Origin of the sequence: Planococcus maritimus, assembly GCF_001687625.2 — a bacterium.
Taxonomy (GTDB): domain Bacteria; phylum Bacillota; class Bacilli; order Bacillales_A; family Planococcaceae; genus Planococcus; species Planococcus maritimus.
Window position 1 is genome coordinate 2,415,499 of record NZ_CP016538.2, and the last position, 18,646, is coordinate 2,434,144.

General features: G+C 43.2%; 21 protein-coding genes and 1 pseudogene. 4 read left to right on the forward strand and 18 right to left on the reverse strand.

Annotation, left to right across the window (positions count from 1 at the left end; translation table 11 throughout):
- Positions 1-22 precede the first annotated feature (22 nt).
- Together BBI11_RS12080 and BBI11_RS12085 are read left to right on the forward strand one after the other, a co-directional pair.
- Complete coding sequence (locus BBI11_RS12080) at positions 23-808, forward strand: hypothetical protein (protein ID WP_068463677.1); 786 nt, start codon at positions 23-25, stop codon at positions 806-808.
- Positions 809-830: 22 nt separating this feature from the next.
- On the forward strand, positions 831-1,304 hold the full coding sequence (locus BBI11_RS12085; RefSeq protein WP_068463680.1) for a VanZ family protein: 474 nt from the start codon (positions 831-833) through the stop codon (positions 1,302-1,304).
- 38 nt (positions 1,305-1,342) lie between these two features.
- Here the strand turns inward: BBI11_RS12085 and BBI11_RS16500 are convergent, their stop codons facing one another.
- Positions 1,343-1,501 carry a hypothetical protein gene (locus tag BBI11_RS16500; protein ID WP_167358163.1) on the reverse strand — a complete coding sequence of 53 codons (159 nt, stop codon included), beginning with the start codon at positions 1,499-1,501 and terminating at the stop codon, positions 1,343-1,345.
- A 106-nt stretch (positions 1,502-1,607) separates the two neighbouring features.
- Here BBI11_RS16500 and BBI11_RS12090 point away from each other — a divergent pair, with 106 nt between their 5' ends.
- Positions 1,608-1,844 (forward strand): hypothetical protein, encoded by a 237-nt coding sequence (locus tag BBI11_RS12090; protein WP_068463682.1) that lies wholly within the window; start codon positions 1,608-1,610, stop codon positions 1,842-1,844.
- Positions 1,845-1,902: 58 nt separating this feature from the next.
- Entirely contained in the window at positions 1,903-2,577 is a 675-nt protein-coding gene (locus BBI11_RS12095) for a hypothetical protein (RefSeq protein ID WP_208597144.1), read from the forward strand.
- A gap of 57 nt (positions 2,578-2,634) precedes the next feature.
- Here BBI11_RS12095 and BBI11_RS12100 read toward each other — a convergent pair whose 3' ends face one another.
- The 17 genes and pseudogenes from BBI11_RS12100 to BBI11_RS12165 form a co-directional block, all read right to left on the reverse strand.
- Positions 2,635-3,252, reverse strand: a complete 618-nt coding sequence (locus tag BBI11_RS12100) for an HAD family hydrolase (protein ID WP_068463690.1) — start codon at positions 3,250-3,252, stop codon at positions 2,635-2,637.
- A gap of 183 nt (positions 3,253-3,435) precedes the next feature.
- Complete coding sequence (locus BBI11_RS12105) at positions 3,436-3,987, reverse strand: competence protein ComK (protein ID WP_208597146.1); 552 nt, start codon at positions 3,985-3,987, stop codon at positions 3,436-3,438.
- Between the two features lie 482 nt (positions 3,988-4,469).
- The gene (locus tag BBI11_RS16505; RefSeq protein WP_167358165.1) at positions 4,470-4,622 is read right to left on the reverse strand and encodes a hypothetical protein; all 153 of its coding nucleotides are present in this window, start codon (positions 4,620-4,622) and stop codon (positions 4,470-4,472) included.
- Between the two features lie 37 nt (positions 4,623-4,659).
- Positions 4,660-5,241, reverse strand: a complete 582-nt coding sequence (locus BBI11_RS12110) for a DUF7686 domain-containing protein (protein WP_418312504.1) — start codon at positions 5,239-5,241, stop codon at positions 4,660-4,662.
- A 255-nt stretch (positions 5,242-5,496) separates the two neighbouring features.
- On the reverse strand, positions 5,497-7,374 hold the full coding sequence (locus BBI11_RS12115) for a TcaA NTF2-like domain-containing protein (protein ID WP_156889068.1): 1,878 nt from the start codon (positions 7,372-7,374) through the stop codon (positions 5,497-5,499).
- 28 nt (positions 7,375-7,402) lie between these two features.
- Complete coding sequence (locus BBI11_RS12120; protein WP_068463702.1) at positions 7,403-8,236, reverse strand: zinc ribbon domain-containing protein; 834 nt, start codon at positions 8,234-8,236, stop codon at positions 7,403-7,405.
- Positions 8,237-8,637: 401 nt separating this feature from the next.
- Positions 8,638-10,128, reverse strand: coding sequence for a TcaA NTF2-like domain-containing protein (locus tag BBI11_RS12125; RefSeq protein WP_068463705.1), 1,491 nt, complete (start codon positions 10,126-10,128; stop codon positions 8,638-8,640).
- Positions 10,129-10,138: 10 nt separating this feature from the next.
- Positions 10,139-11,818, reverse strand: a complete 1,680-nt coding sequence (locus BBI11_RS12130; RefSeq protein WP_208597147.1) for a TcaA NTF2-like domain-containing protein — start codon at positions 11,816-11,818, stop codon at positions 10,139-10,141.
- 90 nt (positions 11,819-11,908) lie between these two features.
- A pseudogene (locus BBI11_RS16775) lies at positions 11,909-11,980 on the reverse strand (zinc-ribbon domain-containing protein); the annotation flags it as partial.
- Positions 11,981-12,002: 22 nt separating this feature from the next.
- Positions 12,003-12,842 carry a zinc ribbon domain-containing protein gene (locus tag BBI11_RS12135; RefSeq protein WP_068463710.1) on the reverse strand — a complete coding sequence of 280 codons (840 nt, stop codon included), beginning with the start codon at positions 12,840-12,842 and terminating at the stop codon, positions 12,003-12,005.
- A gap of 388 nt (positions 12,843-13,230) precedes the next feature.
- Positions 13,231-13,686 carry a hypothetical protein gene (locus BBI11_RS12140; protein ID WP_068463713.1) on the reverse strand — a complete coding sequence of 152 codons (456 nt, stop codon included), beginning with the start codon at positions 13,684-13,686 and terminating at the stop codon, positions 13,231-13,233.
- 92 nt (positions 13,687-13,778) lie between these two features.
- Positions 13,779-14,924 (reverse strand): AAA family ATPase, encoded by a 1,146-nt coding sequence (locus BBI11_RS12145; RefSeq protein ID WP_237150270.1) that lies wholly within the window; start codon positions 14,922-14,924, stop codon positions 13,779-13,781.
- A complete protein-coding gene (locus tag BBI11_RS16630; RefSeq protein ID WP_237150271.1) occupies positions 14,909-15,337 on the reverse strand; it encodes a hypothetical protein in 429 nt (142 codons plus the stop codon). Before BBI11_RS16630 ends, BBI11_RS12145 begins: the two co-directional genes overlap by 16 nt.
- A complete protein-coding gene (locus BBI11_RS12150; protein WP_068463715.1) occupies positions 15,334-15,894 on the reverse strand; it encodes a hypothetical protein in 561 nt (186 codons plus the stop codon). Before BBI11_RS12150 ends, BBI11_RS16630 begins: the two co-directional genes overlap by 4 nt.
- Entirely contained in the window at positions 15,891-16,082 is a 192-nt protein-coding gene (locus BBI11_RS12155; protein WP_068463717.1) for a hypothetical protein, read from the reverse strand. Before BBI11_RS12155 ends, BBI11_RS12150 begins: the two co-directional genes overlap by 4 nt.
- Positions 16,083-16,094: 12 nt before the next feature.
- Entirely contained in the window at positions 16,095-17,792 is a 1,698-nt protein-coding gene (locus BBI11_RS12160; RefSeq protein ID WP_068463719.1) for a hypothetical protein, read from the reverse strand.
- A gap of 4 nt (positions 17,793-17,796) precedes the next feature.
- A complete protein-coding gene (locus tag BBI11_RS12165; RefSeq protein WP_068463721.1) occupies positions 17,797-18,279 on the reverse strand; it encodes a hypothetical protein in 483 nt (160 codons plus the stop codon).
- Between the last annotated feature and the right edge of the window lie 367 nt (positions 18,280-18,646).

Consider the following 18,646-nt stretch of genomic DNA (forward strand, 5'->3'; position numbering starts at 1 on the left):
TACGAATGAAAGGATTTTCCTAATGCCCCAAAAGAAACACAAACGCCTAATCATCGGCATCTTCCTAGTCGCGCTATCGCTTCCCTCGATCACGCCGATGCTGATGGAAATCGCTTATAAGCTGGAAATGAACATTCGCTACAACATCAAAGACTTCGACGACAACCGGACCGATTATGCTGGGCCACCAGACGACACCAATTACAACGGGAACATTATCCGCGCCTCGCACGTCGAAACAGGCGAGCCCTATTTAGATGGCTGGGACGATCTCGTTCACCCGAGCGATATCCGCCTCACCGTTAACGGCGAAACCGTTGAGACACTTGAAAACTATCCGGTTCAATTGCTCCAGTATGAAGACCTCGCCGTCGAAGGGCTTGACCGCTATAACAGTGCTATTACGTACTGGACCGTGGAGGACAAGTTCACTGACCAGGATTTCTTTGCCATCACGATCTTGCAAAACGGTTACGATACGAGAGCTCACAGCGACGGTGAAGTCATGCCAGGCTATGTTTCCATAGAAGATCGGGAGTTCAAGATCATCAAAATCGCTAAAGACGGAAATGTTTCAGAAGAACTGTTCACCTTCGAAAACAAATCCAAATTGCAGACGCAATTGATCACCGAAGACTTTAGCGGCCCCATCAATTATTACTTGCCGCCGGGCTATTACTATCCATCACCTCTATATCCTTTGCTTTACCCGTGGGTCACCACAATCGTCGGTATCGTCTTGATTGCCATCAACTTCCCATATGGCGCCATCAACAGACGCCGGACACAAGCCATTCCAACTAACTAGCATCACTGCGGAGGAACCTATTATGAAAGCCAAATACATCCCCGTCCTCCTGTGGGCGCTGTGCATCCTCGTCGCCACCAATAATTACAATTTCACAGCGCTATTCGCACACGACGTCAACTTCAACATCCGGCTATTCCCGAACCTGTCCGATCTGTTCATCACAAGCGACATCCATCTCGACAGCAGGCTCTACGTGTTCCAAAAAACCGGCCACGCCCTGTCATTTGGCGTATTGTATCTAGTAATGAACCAAGCCATCAAAGACCACCGCGCCGCCATCGTCCTGTGCAGCTTGTTCGCTTTGTTCACCGAGTTCCTGCAATTGTTCTTTGAACGGAGCGGGAGGCTCGTCGATGTCGTTATCGATATCGCAGGAGTTTACGCGGCTTACCGCTTGAGTATGTACGTTCGACAGCAAGGCGGTGTGATTCCCGCTTTTTCAGATGCCATGCGGAAGCTGTCCCATGTTTTAAAAGACGATAAAACGCATTAAAAGCCGGAAATCTCGAGACACGAGACTTCCGGCTTTTTTCAATCGAACAGCTCCAATAAATCTTCGAAGCGCTTGATCACATAATCATACTCATCCACTTCCCCGAATCCATACGTCGGGATGTTCTCGCCTTTTATATACGGGTCATTCAGCGATATTGTTGAGAGTGCTATTTCTATAGTAAATATTATTTGCACAATTGATTACAGTTAACAAAAAAATCTAAAATGTATAAAAATAATATATTTTAAATCAAAAAAATAGTAAAATAGATTCAACTAAAAAATTTAAGGAGGCATTCAGGTGGATAAATCCAAAGAGCTTTTATCCAAATTAAATAGAGGAGAAAATGAATTAACTGTAAATGAAATTGAACTTGTAAAAACATTATTAAAAGAAGTTAAATTAAGTAACGGCAAATTTGTGATTGACAATGAACATCAACAAGGCGGTCTTGGAGATAGCATAGCACCATCTTCAGATTCATGCTTTTCTTGTGGCCGTCCCTTTCAAAATGGGGACACAAAAGAATTTTTTTAGTCGAATAACTGAAAATCCAAACGAAGAATTTGATATTTGTTTTGAAATATCCCCCCATATGAGTTCAAAAGGAATGAGTTTGATAGAGGAGACTTTATACAAAGATATTGAGTATACAACTACAATCATAAAAAGCCTTAAGCATTCAAAAAAAGAAACCAAAAGAATATACTTTAATAAACTACTATCATTAGCTAGAGTAGGGTTTCTAGGTGTCTCACCTCAGCCCAAACTATCACAAAATTCGATTGATTTACTGAAACATGAAATATTGCTAGTAGAGGGACATAGAATTAAAAATCGTTACATGAAAATATTAGGTTGGAGTGCAATTGTTTCCATCGTAGTTTGTTGGGCAGTTTATGCCATACTTACATCAATTACTAATATCACGCCGTTAGTTGGTTATTTTATTGTCTGGTCAGGTGCAATGGTAGGGACTTGGATATCTTTTGGAGCGAGAAAAACAACTTTTCAATTAGATGATTTAAGTGTTTTAGAAAAAGATAATATGGATATTTATATTCGACTTCCCTATGTTGGTATCTGCGCATTAATTTTTTTGCTATTATTAAACAGCAATATTTTCAGCTTCAGTATTGGTGATACATCGTCTGAGTCAATTGCGGAAAGAGCTGAATTTCAACTTTTGGTCGGTGTTATTGCCGGACTATTGGAAAGCAAGCTCGGTTCTAGAATCTATGAAAAAATTCAAGGACTAACAATTAAATAATTGTTATCTTGAAGATCAAAAGCCGGAAATCTCGAGACACGAGACTTCCGGCTTTTTTCAATCGAACAGCTCCAATAAATCTTCGAAGCGCTCAATCACATAATCATACTCATCTACTTCTCCGAATCCATACGCCGCATAAACAAACGGCGTCCCAGCCGATTTCGCTGCCTTCTGATCGCCTGCCGTATCGCCAACATACACGGCTTTTTCCACATTGTTGCGCTCCATGACCAACTGGATATTCTCGCCCTTCGATAAGCCCGTTCTCCCCGGGTTCTCGAAATCACGGAAATACTTATCCAGCTTGTGGTACGCATAGAAGCTTTCGATATAGCCTTCCTGGCAATTGCTGACGATGTATAAAGTGTATTTCTGTGATAATCGCTCCAGCACATGCTCCAAATCTTCGTACAGTTGGCCGCCTTGTTTGCGTATATACTCACTTTCCAACTCCGAGGCCTTCTCGGTATAGATGCGGTGCTGTTCATCCGATAGATGAGGGAACAGCTTCTCCCTCGTTTCATGCGCTTGCAGCCCCATGACGCCGCGGATATCTTCTTTCGTCAAATTCCCCTCTGCGCCGCTTTCCTCTAGCGCCTCGTTCCATGCCTTCACTACGACATCGAGCGAATTCCATAATGTCCCGTCCAAATCAAAGATGATGCTGTCCATATGTATGACTTCCTTTCTCGTGCGTTTTCTCCAGTTTACCGCACGGGGAGAATTGTGTCGTGCACAGGGACGTAAAGCGAGTGAAATACCGCTATCACTAGCTTGTCCATACGCGAATTGTGTGGTGCACAGGGACACCAACAAAAAAAGAGCAGGCAAATGCCCACTCTCTCCCTCCCTACTCTATTCCAAAGTCCGATGTTCGTAATTCATCCCTCCAGCTTGTTTCACTAAATGATACGTCGTTTCCGGAATCACCCGTCCGCTTTCGAAAAAACGCTTTTGCGCTTCCATCTTAAACTGCAGCTCATATGCTTTTTCCATCCGGCGCTGGAGTGACTTCTTGCTGCCATCGAGGATGATCGAACTGCCAGTACTCAGATTGACTTTCGTCGTACGCGCGTCCAAGCTGATGCATTCCATAATGTGTTGCAACGACAGCCAGACGCAGCCATCCAAGATAGCCGATTTGCTCGGCAACAGGATAATTCCTTTATCGCGGTCAAAAATGATCGGGTTTTTATTGAGTTTCCCAAGAATCGCCGCAGATCCTTCCACCGCACCACGCATACTCGAGCCGCGGAAACGTAAATTCGTATCGATTAAGTCAAAAGGCTTTGAAGCGATTTTGATCATGCCATCCGTATGATACATCACTGAATTCAAGCAACCATGTTCATCATAGTCCGGCAAAATCAATACGGTATCTTGCCCGATTTCCTTTTCAATATTCATTTCCAACTTGAAATTCTTTCGCTTTCTCATTTCCGTATCCCCTTTTTTGAGTTTATGCTTATCTCTTCCATCAAAAAGGAGTATACTAACTAATAGTTGGTACACTCCAACTGAGTGCCTCCGGATGTCTGTCTCCCAAGACCATTACATCCGGAGGTTTCTTTTTGCCTTAATCCCCCTAAGCGTGAACATAGCCCACCTCCCCATATTCGATTTCATCGTCAGTGTCGAGAACAGCTATCCGATTCAACGACATCCCGCGCACTCGCGGCATCTCATCTGCTTCCACGTTTTAGATAAACCCCATCAGCCAAATACCCCTGACTCTCCGTCGATCCAAGCGGGCTCTCACAGCCGCCAAGCTCCAGCGCATTAGGTTGGAACTCTTACGGCCGCTAAAGCGGAATGAATTTGTCACTCTATTCTAACTTTATTCATTATATAGTTTTTTAGGTCTACTTGTATAGATATTTTTCCCTTTTTTAAGCGAATATGGTCATTAGCCAACTTAAGTCAATAAGACTCACCAAATCCACCATTTTGCCGCTTAATTTTGTCATTTCTCCGCTTATTTCGGTTAAAAATAAGCTTATTTTCTGCGCTGCGACAAGCCCCAACTTTTCAAATCCGATCAAAAAAAGCCTGCTTTTCAGCAGACTTCCTTCTACACAACTACTCCCGTTGCTCTTTTTTCCATTCAATCTCTTCTGAAATGTCCACCATTTCCACTTTGACCTGAAATCCTTCATAATGCATCAATATCTGGCCGACTTCTTCCCATGTATAATACTTGCCATCCACCGAAAGCAAGGGAGTGTCTCGATCTGCTCGACTTGGCTCCACTCGCCCTACGAAACGGTCATTTGGCAACAAGTGATATTTTTGACCATTTGGAAACTCACTTTCTTCGATATACACTTCTAACATACCTTTTTTCACTTTGTCCAACAAACGTAACAGCAATTCCCCTTGATCTTCATGTAACTCTCCGTACTCTCGGAATTGATAGCCGCCATCGTGCTCCTCCTCTGCATCCATGATAATGCCTATAGGATCCAGGCGCTTCCGCAAACGGAACTGATGCGCTCCTCCTTGACCGTCTTTTATCATCACGCCTTCTGGATAATTCGTCGCTGATACGCCTAAATGTTTCGCCATGACCTCGTTGTAACAGTCTAAACAAAGATATTCCTCTCCGAACCGAACATAACTCTCACTTTGTGTGCACACTTGGCATATCGTCAAATCCTCCACCCCTTCATTTCGTTGGTCTATATTTCTACAATATGTGATAAAGGAGATATACGCAATTAGGTAAAATTAGAATTACCTGGAGTTTCGAGCAAAATACGAAAAACCAGCACCCGGTTAAACCGATTGCTGGCTTTTTCACTTGAATTGTGTGATGCACAGGGACAAAAACGGCCAAAAAATCCACCAAATCCACACGCTACAATATCTCTGTTGTCAGAATCGTTCCGTGCACAGGGACACCGAACACCACCGCCATCACTCCCGTGTAGTATCCATAATATCGATACCCGCGATCTTAAGGTCACCACTCTCCACTCCATGAACCTCGTACTTCTTGTTTCGCTTATAATTGGTCACCTCGTCCAGATGATTGGTGAAATCGAATTCTTCGTTGGTTTCAACAAAGGCCTTGTCCTCAAGAATTTCCACGCCGACTACTTCGTCTACCAAAAACTCATATAGGTAGTCTTCACTTCCCGTGTCGGCGATAAAATCGACCAGTTCCTGGCGCGCGATGCTATCGGCTTTGAGGAAAGCATCGATACGCAAAAAGTCTTTTTCATTCAATGCTGTTTCGTAAGCCGCGCGAAAATCTGCAATGAATTGTTCCAATTGTTCTTCCGTCACGGCCCCTTCTGTCTCAGCCGCAGCTACTTCCTCTTCTGTCGCTTCTTCGGTTTCTTCCTCTTTGCTTTCCTCTTCTTTCTCGGTTTCTTCTTCCGCTGCAGAACTATCGGATTGATGCACAGTTCCACTGCCTTCGAACGTGTCGGTCGGTACAACATCTAACATCCATACATCTTCATTGTAGGTGCTAACCATCCACTTCTCCTCGGCTTGATCGTAGACAAACTCCAGAGACACTTCCTTTTTAAATTCTTCTGCACTTGGTTTTTCAGTCTGGTAATAATAAACGCCATCAATCGAAAATTCGGCATTCAGTGTGACCGCCTTGCCATCTCTCTTAATGGCAATAGACTCTTTATCCACGCCTACTTGTGTGAGTGCTCCCATGAAATAATCTCCCATGGTATCCATCCAATCGATATCTTGTTGAAATCTTTCCAGCTGCTCACTACTCACACTCGTAAAAATAGCAGCGTCCCGCTTCGCATAGGCCTCAACATATTCTTCAGCGAATACCATCACCTGGTCTGTCAAAGCCTGCTGGTGTTCTTCGTCCATCCCCACGAAATCGATTGAATGGTAGTTCGTCGTAATATTCACCGGTTCCGAGGTTTCTGTGCCCCACGGGAAATCCACTTGCGCATATGCACTGGTACTGCCGTCGAGGAGAAGCGGTCCGATCTCGTCGGTTTGTTGCGTGTCATTGACCGGAATCTCTTGCTCGCCAATCATCACTTTATGGGCATCCGGTGCATCCGCCAGAAATGTATTCAATGTGAAAATCACCGAGCTGACAGGTAAGTTTTCGCGGATAGCGATCGGCTGTGAATATTCTGGGCTCAAAGGAACGGACAAGTCAAACGGATGGGTAAATTCCACAAACTCGCCCTTATAAGCAAATTCTGCTTGGTGAGCGCCCGGCGTGATGCCGCTGAATACATAATCACCGGTTGAATCTTGAGTTCCTTCTGCCGCATCGCCGTTCAAACTTAATGACAATCCCTCATGAGGAAAATAAAACGCCAGCTCCTGCACGGGGATTATGACGCGATGAGCGTTAAAGATCCCCATCACTTTGCCGTTTTGTTCAATACTCGCCACCCCATCCAGTTGAGCAGGCGTGAGGCCTTGATACTCCGCAATAAACACTTCTGCCTGTTTCACCGTCATTGCTTCACCGTTGGATAAGCTCGCCTTTTTGGCCAAAGCTTCTGCATCTTCATTTTGCAAGGCCTCAAAAAACGTGGAAACCGCTGTGTCCGCAGAGGCTGCATTCGTTCCCCAAGAATAAATTCCTATTAGCGACGCAATAAGCAAGAGACTGGCCACTCCGATAATTTTTGTCTTCAGGCTAAGTGGCTGTTTCTCTTTTCTCGGCTTCGGTGCCCGAGCGGCTTCGCTTGGTGCAGATTCCTGCGGTTTGCCTGAGAACGACTGGCCACATTCCACACACACCTGGTTCTCCTGGTCATTTTCTTGTCCGCAATTCGTACAGAACTTCTTCATGTTTTCACCCTACTTTCAAAATTTCAAGTTAAAGTAGACTGTCAAATCCATCAAGATACCGTCCGATCGTCGAATCGAAAAAGACGGTCATGACGATGATGGAACCAATGGAGAATAGGACAATATAAGAAAGATAGGCGTAGAACGAATCAAATGGCTTCGCGGCCTTTCTCACCAGCGCCGTGATCAAATACAGCGGCATAATCGAAATCGCCAAGCCAAAGCTGACAAACAGCAGGAAGTTCCCAAAAGTCATCGAGCTGATCAACAGCAGCACATACGCCACCAACACAAGCGCCGTCGAAGGAAGCATCAAGGTCCCGAAACTTGTCACAATGCTTTTGAATGATTCATTCGGTCCAGCAAATTTGTTCACCACATAAATACAGCCAGCTGCTAAAGCAAACACGATTCCCAATATGAGCACCGTATTGAATAGCACCGAAAACACAGACGGCGTCAGACTTTGCGTACTGCCAAACGCGCTTCCCAGCTCTCCCACAGGACTCAGCACCATGCTCAAATTCCGGTAGACGGCTAAAGAGAAGAAAATCACAAAAATGCCCAACGTAATGAGCGCATTAACAAACTGTCCGGCAGGCTGATCCACAATCGTTCCCGGTTTTTTTAAATACTGTAAACTGTAGTTCCAATATTGCTTGGATTGCACTTTCACTTTCTCCACGTGCTGATTATCAGCTAGCGGCGGTTTTGCTGTTCGCGCTTCACTATAGCCAGCAGCAGCTTCCGTCGGTGCGACGACACTTTCACCCTCCCCTCCAGAACTCGCTAAGAGATTCGCTCCACACTTCCCGCAAAACTTCCCGGCAGCTTGTTCATGTTGGCAATTCGGACACATCATTTCTGTTCCCTCCCATTTAGTATTAGTCCATCATAACCAAAAATAATTTGGGGGAATCCAGAATAAGCAAATTTTTAACAAAAAATTACCTTTTCCATCATTATAATAGAATTATCCTATAAGTAAAGAGAAAATCATAAAAAAATAATATTTTATCAGTTATTTATAACTAACTGCATAAATCAATGTACTCACACTTTTAAGCATTAAAGTTATACAAGGCCGCTATTTAAGTATTTCGCCCATAAGAAAAGCAAGCCGCCAGAGCGTGAACTCTGGTGGCTTGCTTATAAATTGTGTCTTGCACAGGGACAAAATCACGAAAAACGAACAACAAATCCTCAAACTTCAGCATCATTATTGTCAAAATTGTTCCCTGCACAGGGACACTACTTACTCACTCAGTCCCGTACAGTATCGATAATATCAATTCTCGAGATTTTCAGATCCCCGCTATCCAATCCTTGAACTTCATACTTTTTACTGCGTTTGTAATTCGTGACTTCGCCCAAATGATTGGTGAAGTCGAATTCTTCGTAAGTCGTAACGAATGCTTTGTCCTTTAGAATTTCCACACCGACCGCTTCGTCGACCCAGAATTCATATAAGTAACCGTCATTCCCGATATTTCCGATAAAGTCGACCAGTTCTTTGCGGGCGATGCTGCCTTCTTTCAGGTAGTTATCGACAACGGAGAAGTCTTTTGCGTTCAGTGAAATTTCGTAAGCAGAGCGGAAATCTGCGATAAAGGTTTGCAGCTGCTCTTCATTCACCGCTACTGTCTCCTCTTCTACTTCCTCTTCTTCCGTGGCATCTTCACTCTCTTCGTCTTTCTGTTCTTCATCTTTCAGTTCTTCCGTCTTTTCTTCATCTTCGGCTACAGCTGCGTAAATCGGTAGTTGAATAAAGCTGCCAATTCCAGCTTCTATAACTTCCGACTGTTCAACTTCACCTTTGTCGTTCTTTCTTTCCGCAAATAGCTTAATGGTTTCGTCTTCAGCAAGAGGACCGACGAAAGGCAAATCTTTTACCGTTTTTCCAGTCGATTTCTCGTTGATGTAAACTATAGCCTCTTCATCGTTCGACCAGATTTCAACTCCCATGTCCTTCAAGTTAAAATCAAGCAGCACTTCATCGCCTTCTGTAATCCCACACTCCGACTCCACCATTTTTTCAACTTCGCCGTTTTTCATCGACAAGGTACAGTCGTAGACGCCAGGCAAGTATTTTCCAAGTGGCAGCTCTCCATCTACAGTAGCTACGGACTCGTCACCTAGGATGAACTCCATGCCATCCACGTCTGAAGCAAGCTCCACATTCATCGGAATCGCTTCGATCTCAATACCTGGATACATGCCGATGAATTTGCTTTCCTTCACCTTGAACAGTTCCGTGCCATTTTCGTGAAGGACGACTCTTGTAATGCCATCTTCTACAACTCCACTACCAGCTTCATAGAACCGAGACTTAAACTCTGTTAAATCTTGTTCCACTAAATACTCTTGAAAAGCAGCGGGATCTGAGACCGTATCTTTGGGCACAATGATTTCGCCCATTGCACTGTCCATGTCCCCTTCGTATAAGCCCTGGAGAAATGCATCCACTTTTTGTTGAGGTTCTGTATTCGCTTTGATGATTTGGTGTCCAGCGACTCCGCCTGCCGCAAGCAAGACGACAAGCGACAAGCCCACTTTTTTCTTTAATGTCATTGGCTTTCGTGGTGGCTTTGGAGCTTGATCCTGGATAGGTGCTTGCGGTTGAACTGGTGCTTGAGGTTGGACCGGTGCCTGCTGCTGTTCAAGCTTTTCTGTTTTTTGCTGGGTCCCGCATTCCGGACAAAAAACCTGATCCGCTTCTAGTTTGTGGCCACATTCACTACAAAAACGATTCATCTTTTCCCTCCTATATTTCTTTTGTTGATATTAGTTCATAGACATAAAGTGCCCCATGTTCCTTATAGATTTTCGTAACTGTACGATACGTTTTTTCACTACTTTTTTCTGTACCATGTACGATAAATGTTTCGATTGTGGTTACTTGATAATCTTTTCCACCCAGCGATTCGATACTTTCTACATCAGTGTTCAAATGTTCTTCAGTAATGCCTTTCTCGTATAGGGAATTGATGAATTTGGATTGTTCTCCAGCTCTTGGACTGTTATCAACAATGAACTGCGACACTATGGAGTAATCCCCATTATTGATAGCTGATACACTAGCATCATTGTAATCATTCATAAAGGAATCAATGACTTCACCCGCTATTGCTGTATTTCCGGAAGTGTCATCAGCGATTTCGGTCTCACTTTCGTCCTTGCTTTCTTCTTCACTTTCTTCTTCCACTACCTCTTTTGAAGCCCCAGCTGATTTGTGCATCTTCTTGCTGCCTTCAACTGTTTTAGTCGGTGCAATGTCGTACATCCAAATATCATCATTGTACGAACTAACCATCCATTTTTCGTTTTCTTCGTCATAGACAAAATTCATGGCCACGTCTTTTGTGATTTCTTCCGCTTCAGGGGTATCCGACACGTAATACTCGTCCCCATCAATCAGGAGTTCTGCACCGAGCTCTACGGTTTTGCCGTCATCTAAAATCGCAATCGAATCTTCATCGATGCCGACTTCAGTTAGCGCTCCCATAAAGTGATTTTCGTATTCTTTCATCCATTTAAAATCATCCTTGAATACAGCAAGCTGCTCTTTTCCTACGCTTGTAAATACCCCTTCATCGTGCTTAGCAAAGGCTTCCACGTACTCTTCAGCGAAGACTTTTACCTGCTCGATCAAAGCTGGCTGGTGTTTTTCGTCCAAACCAGTAAAGTCCAAGGTCTCATATCCAGAAGTAATTTCTACCGGTTCGGATAATTGTGTGCCCCACGGGAAATCTACTTGAGCCTGCGCCGTCACGCTGCCGTCAAATAAAAGCGGACCGACTTCATCAGTTTCGCCCATTTCATTCACTGGGATTTCTGTCTCCCCAATCATTACTTTATTCGCTTCTGGTGTATCCACCACAAAAGTATCCAGAGCAAATACTACCGAAGTGAGCGGTAGCTCTTCGTAAATTTCCTCTGGCTCTGATGATGCTGGGTTCAATCCTACATATAAATCAAATGGATAAGTGAATTCGGCAAACTCACCTTTATAGATGAACTCAGCTTTATGGGAGCCAGGAGTAATCCCACTAAATACATATTCATCATCTTTAGTCTTACTTTCTTCTACTAGTTCACCATTCAAGCTCAGTGATAGTCCTTCATCGCTAAAATAAAACGACACTTTCTGAACCGGGATGACGACGCGGTGGGCATTGAAAACACCCATTACCTTTCCGTTTTTCTCAACGTTCGCGACATCTTCTAGCTCATAAGGCGTAATATCGCCATACTCTTCGATAAATGCTGCTGCCTCTTTAGTCGTCATTTTCTTGCCATTGGATAACTGGATCTGTTTGGCCAAACCTTCTGCATCTTCATTTTGTAATGCTTCGAAAAATTTGGACACCGCTGTCTCCGCCGACGCTGTCTTTGTTCCCCACGAATAGACGCCCACTAAAGATGCGATGAGTAAAATTCCCACTGCACCTAGTATTTTCGTTTTTAAACTCAGAGGTTTTTTATCTTTTCTCGGCGTAGGAGGGTTCGCTTTCAACTTGTCTTTAGAAAGCGGCTTCCCGCACTCCACACATACTTGGTTGCCTTGATCATTTTCATGCCCACAATTCGTACAAAACGTCTTCATATTTTCACCATGCTTTCAGAGTTTAAAAAAAGTAGAAGAGCTCGTTTAAATCATCCATATATTGTCCAACCGTTGCATCGAAGAATACGGTCATAATGATGAAAGTACCTATCGTGAACAACACGATGTAAGAAAGGTACGCATAGTACGAATCGACTGTTTTGGATGCTTTCTTCAATAAAACGGTAACCAAGTACAATGGCATAACCGAAACAGCTAAGCTCAAGCTGATAATCAGCACCAAATTTCCATAAGTCATCGAGCTGATCAACAATAGAGCGTACGCCAGCACGACAAGTGCCACCGAAGGGACCATTAAAGTACCAAAGCTAGTCACAATACTCTTAAACGATTCATCCGGTCCGGCAAACTTACTGACGACATAGATGCAAGCTGCAGACAGGACGAAAAGCAAGCCCAAAGTCAGCACAGTACCGAAAAGAACTGAGAAAAAGGAAGGCATGAGGCTTTGAGAACCGCCGAAGAAACCACCAAACTCGTCCATCGGGCTAAGCGCAACACTCAAGTTTTTGTAAATGGCTAACGAGAAGAATAGCGCAAAAATCCCCATCGTAATAAGGGCATTAACAAACTGATCAGCCGACTGGTCGATAATCGATCCCGGTTGCTTGAAATAACGCAAGAAATAATTCCAGTATTGCTTTGACTGCACTTTCACTTTTTCTACGTGCTGGTTAGGTTCCGTGTGCGCAGGATTAACTGCAGTAGCTGCCTGATACGCGGCTGGTTCTGGCGTTACGGTTGCTTGGGACCCCATGTTCGGATTTGCGACCAGGCCCGCTCCACATTTTCCGCAGAATTTCCCCGTATCTTGTTCATGTTGACAATTTGGACATTTCATTTCTGTTCCCTCCTGTTAATAAGTAGTAGATAAAAATAGGTACAATTGCAGGAATTCAAAAGGTACACGTTTTTTAATATCAGCAGTACCTTTTTACCATTATAATAGAATCCACCTGTAAGTAAAGGCAATATCAGTAAAAAATTAGATAGTACTACATGTTCTCTGAATTTATGTTCATTCGACTAAATGCCCAACAATCCGGTCGCTTATTTTCACGTTATATTACACTCATCGGAAAGAATGGACATACTCAGCCATAAAAAAATGCAAGTCTATAGAACATAGTAGTTCTAAGCTTGCTTGAATCTGCGTACTTTAATATTTATTACATCACTATAATTTAGCAATCTCATGAATAAGTCTCGGATAATCTTGTCGAAGGTTTTCACTTTATATCAGTTATGTACCACAGACGATCTTTTTTCTCTAAATAGAAAACTAAATTTTCTTCTTCACTAACTCCCTCATATTCAGTCTTAACCTTCGCATGTACTACTGCTTCTGTCCTTAATAAATCTGATTCACTAGATTGCACATCAATGTACATTCGAGAACCGGTATATCCTAGTAACTCTTCTGATAAAGGCATAAAATTGATTAGAAGTTCTGCCACATCAACTCCTAAAAGAGCATTGCTTATGGCTCCTGCAAAATTGAATGTGTTATTGATTTGATCTACCTCTGGGTGGCGAATCATGCTGATCATTTTCTTTATATCTTGCCTGTTATAAGCTTCCGAAAATTCTTGTACTCGGTCTTCAGGTTTTTCAAAGTACCCCATATACGATAGAAATACTCCAGCACAAATAAGAATGATTACTAATTGACCTAATCTTCTCATCAATTCACCCCAATTTTTATTATTTTTGATACGAAGACATATTTAAAGAGTTATAAAAAACAGGCAACGGATACGGCTGCCTGTCCTTTATATTAGACCAGTACCGTCCGGCCACTTCTTTTCTTCGGCTGTTTTGAATCGACTCCGACATGTTCATGCTGTCTACCAGCAGGAACCGCACGTTCCTTGCCCCAAGCCCGTATGCTTTCGATTTGTTCTGGGCTTGTTTGCGAAAGGGGGACGACGTTTTGGAAATAATCGATAAACGTCTGTTCGTCGATGGAATCATCTCCTTTTACCACAGCTTGTTTGACCACTTCACGTACAGCAGCTTCCAAATCAGAACCGGCAAAGCCATCCGAGATAATTACGAGACGCTGAATTAATTCTTCTGACAAATTCATTTTTAATCCTTTTTCGACATAGATACGAATAATTTGTTCACGTTCTTCTGGAGTCGGTAAGTCGACAAAGAACAACTCATCGAATCGTCCTCTTCTTAATAGTTCTGGTGGCAATTGAGAAACATCATTGGCAGTGGCGACAATAAAAACGCGCGCCAAACTTTCCTGTAGCCAATATAAAAACTGACCTACAAGGCGCGTAGACGTTCCGCCGTCTCCTCCCCCTGTAGCTCCTGCTAAACCTTTTTCAATTTCATCAATCCATAGTACACAAGGCGCTACATGATCTGCCGTCGATAATGCTTCTTTAAGCCGCGATTCACTCTGCCCTAAATACTGGCCATGGATAGTCGATAAATCCAAGCGATATAATGGCAAATTCCAACTCGACGCAATGGCTTTTGCAGAGAGCGATTTCCCACATCCCGGCACGCCTACCAACAAAATCCCTCTTGGCGGGCGAATCCCCCGTTCTCGCAAATCGGCGGTCAAAAGCTTTTCATTCGCCTCTAACCACTTTTTCATGCCTTCTAAACCGCCTATTGCATAATCCGCCTTTACCGGTACACGCTCAATGCCGGAAATATCAGAAAAAATACGGTCTTTGGCATGCATCAATTCTTTCAAATCCCCATGAGTGATTGAACCGTTGGCCAAAAGTGTAGCGATAACATTTTCTGCCTCTATTTGGCTGATCCCTGCCAAGATCGCTGCCGCTTGTTTTTCTTCTTCATCGCCCCATTCAATGTGCATTTCTCCACGGTAACCGGTAATCTGATCCCGAATAATTTCGAGCATCTCATCTTCATTCGGCGGATTTAAGGCAATCGACATGCCCGACCGCTGCAACGGAGCCCAGACCGGTTTATTGGTAATGACGATAATACTGCCCCTGTTTCAATCGCCATCATGGCTAGATCTTGAAATTGTCGGGCAATAGGGGTATCATCTTCCAAATCCTGAACCTCGGTATAGATGAAAGTTAAATTCTGCTGCTGGCTTATTTTCTGATTGGCAAAGTCCAACCCGCCCATCACCGAACGATCTTCATTTACGAGTCGATTGGTATGGATATCCCGCGTTCCTTGGGAAATGGTATGGCTGAAAACCGGCAAAGCCATCTTCTGAGCGATTTCGGCTGCAATTTCAAGCGCTCGCTTATGTTCGGAAGTCCGAATTGTAATAAAGGGAATCCGCGCTTTTAAATATCTTTCAAGAGTGTCATAACAACTCGCAGCATCGTTCATTTCCAAATCACCCTTCTCTTTTTAGTAGAACTCTTCACGGCAGTTTCTTGCCCTGTACTTTGTGGTGTATGCCCAAATTTGCTGAAAGAAAGCGGGACTTGTCTTTCTGCTTCAAAACCAGTGATAGGATTATTTTTTATTAACAACCGCAAATGTCCAGTGCGATCTGTCTTTGCGCTTTCAATCAGTGACCCCTGTGCACTCTCGGCAAATTCTTTCACCACTTTACTAAGAGCTTCTTGTACCTCATCTGGAAAAATCGGTAATTTAGCAAGCCGCAGGCAAAAGACCAACCGCTTGCGAAGAGTTAAAATGGCCCCAATCATTAGTGTCTCCTCACTACCACTGCGGTTCAATGCCAGCTGAAATTGAGATGAGGCATTTTTCAACCTAAGGTCCATCACATCGTAAACTTTCTGAATAAAGCGTTCCGCTACTCCAGGCGTCCATTCGAGATCCCCTTGCTCCATTCCTCCAATTGTTTTTTCATCCATTTCCTCAAATTTTAATACCTCTAAAAAGTCTAACCATTCAGTATAAGTTGCCGGCGGTTTCATAATTTCGTACGCTTTCGTCTAACTAGATTTGCTGGTGGTTTTAGATCCCATTCAGGGAACTGTGTAGCAAGAGCGTCATTAACGGTTTGCTGCCCCACTGATTTTAATAATGGTTCAACCGTATCAGATTGAATCATCTTCGATTTATTGCGGTTGACTACTTCTGTAGCTTGATCATTGACTGGCATCTTTTTCACCCCTTAGCTTATAATGGCACGGCCATTGTCATGGCTTGAGAATGCATATTGCTCCGGATTAATGGAATCCAAGAGTTCAGAAACAGTAGGCGCATGGGCATCTTCCGCTGCATACTCCCGGCGCCAATCGGCCACTTCAGCTAGCGAAGCGCGCAATATGCCTTTACAGTTCTCGAAATATGCTTGGAAATCTTCTGCAATTTTTTCTTTCTTCTTTTGGATCCCTTTATATCCCATATAGATATAACCACCGCAAACCAATGCAATGAGAAATAGAAACGGCATATTAAATCCCCCATAAACGAGTACAGCAGCTAGGCCCATCGCGATATAATGATTTTTTTCGAATTTTATTTTCGAAAGATGTTCATTTTTTCTTTTTTCAATATGGGCAGAGAGCGAATCGACCAATTCGGTTTCATTCCCACCGTCCTGAGTGACTCCCTGCCATCCTTCGATTTGAAGCGTAATATCCATCGGTACGAGAGAACGCACTTTAGCGGTAATATCGTCATGGGCGTTTTTAATCCAGTCTTTTGACCAGGCAATCGAGAATTTTTGGGTAGCCAGTGAAGCATTAGAGGTTTCTGGATGCATTGCGAAGTTCGTCAGCAATTGCGTAAAAGAAACGCGTTCTTCCAATGATTTTTCGTTGTCGAAAAGGTGTCGTGCCTGCTGTTCATCGCCATTTTGTTGAATAATTAATGACAATAACCGTTCTTCTTTACGCAATGGCAATTCTTCTTCATCAAACTTAGTGACCAATGTGTCCAACATTTCATCGACCGCAAAAGCCACAGTTTTAGAAGGTTTAACTTCTTGATTAAAAATATTTTCAAAATAGTCATGAATGATTCGATGAAGTTGAGCCCCCTGCATACTGCCGCTCATCTGGCCCCAAGTCGAGCTGTACTTCTGCAAATATGGATAATCATCCGATGCCAAATCTTGCATTTTCGAAATTAACGCCTCTTCCCACTGAGCATTTTGCTCTTCGACAAAGCCTTCCTTTTCAGCCAATTCCGAAACCCAGGCCTCTACTTGATGAGCACATTTCACGCGGGCATCCGGTCCGAATACTCCATTGGTGAAACCATCAATCATAATGACAATTTCCCGTTCAAGTTCTTCGGGGTTCTGTAATCCGAAATAATGACTGACCCACTGGCTGCTCGCTTGATAACGTGCCCCTCTTCTAGTGACTAGAGCGAAAAATAAAGCCGTTTTTTCATTATCACGGCGCATCGCTTCCTTCATGGCTTTATCAGCTAGTTCTTTGTTGTCATTCAACCAAGCCGCTAAAGCGATCAAAGCAGGAGCTAGCCAATAACGGGGAGAGGCAAGCATATGCTCTTCAGTAGAATTCTCAATTTTTTCTTTCTTTACAAGTCCGACATCCACCGCCTGTAAAATACCGCTCACTCGCCGTCTTACTTCGCCATAATGTCCAAACTCCGATTCCAATTCCTGACGAACTTTTACAATTCGGGTTTCGGCTAACTGAAGGTTTTTGCCCAATAAATCACGCTGGACATAATCCTGGAATTCTTGGATCAACTGATTCAAATTGTTATGCACTTCATATAAATCCATATTGACAGCGTCCACTTGGCTAGTTAAGTGACCGATATTCTGATCTAAAGAATTTAAACTGTTTTCTATATAATTTAAATCCGCATGTGAAATTATTTGTTCTGCCATACAATCACCCCTTAATGACAGCTACAGTGCCATTTGCAGATACAGCCCGTAGCTCATCAGTATAAACTTCCACAAACTCATATCCCGGATGTTGCGCTAAGCTCCTTGCCCGCTCTAAAGATCCAGGCAGGGGCGCCCCTTTTTGAAAATGCTCCACGACGTCTAAATCTAAATCAAGTGTATGTACCACATATGGGTTTCCTAAAAAACATTTGGCCACTATCCCCACCAATAACTGGCTTGGGCTTAGCTCTGGAAATTCGTTTTGAATTGTTTGTTTCAATTCATCAATTTTCGTTTGGCTTGAAGTCATCCCCCCTGCATCAAGTTGGGTCATAGCGCTGATAAAAGCTGCAGATCGCTTCTGTCTCAATCGTTTATCAAGTGCAACTCCTGTCAATTGCTGTGTCCGCGTGACCGTTTTCTCTACCGATAAACTGTGTGGAGCTTTCGGTTTTACGCTCGGATGAATGATAGACCTTTTCATCTTTCTCCCCCTTGTTTGTATAAATTTCAACTCTTTCTGCGCTCTTGCATGCAGTTATCTAAAATATCGGTGAAGATTTTTGCTAGTTATCACCACCAGAATCTTTTTTATTTTCCAATAACATAACATATAAGTAGTTAATTGTGATTAAAAAAATAAAATTTTTATAGGATTTAGTATTCACTAAAAACACAACGTACCAGGCATGTATTCTTATCAATTCACAATTTTTAAAACCAAATAAAAAAACCGCTAAGTATTTATACTTAACGGTCATGCGTAATTCAGAAACCTTTGAAATCGGGATTCTTCAAAAAGAGCTTCGCTTTTCAAAAGTTCGTACCTTATAGAGGATCTTGAATTTTTT